Below are 217 nucleotides of genomic sequence, written 5' to 3'. Positions count from 1 at the left end.
TATCATAGTTATACTACTAACAACCAAAAAGGTACTGTAAGGATTGAAAATGGATATATAAAATTACCTAAACTAAAATCGATGGTTAGGATAAAACAACATAGAATGTTTGATGGAGAAATAAAGAATTGTACTATATCGAGAACACCAGGTAATAGATATTATATTTCTATATTAGCAGAAACTGAAATAGAGAAACTAAAAACTATTGATAAGA

General features: G+C 26.3%; 1 pseudogene. It reads left to right on the top strand.

Annotation, left to right across the window (positions count from 1 at the left end):
• Window positions 1-217: pseudogene (locus KGF48_RS20185) on the top strand (hypothetical protein); the annotation flags it as partial.

The organism is Clostridioides sp. ZZV15-6388 (genome assembly GCF_020657755.1).
In the GTDB taxonomy this organism is placed as follows: domain Bacteria; phylum Bacillota; class Clostridia; order Peptostreptococcales; family Peptostreptococcaceae; genus Clostridioides.
This window is presented reverse-complemented; position numbering and strand designations above follow the sequence as displayed.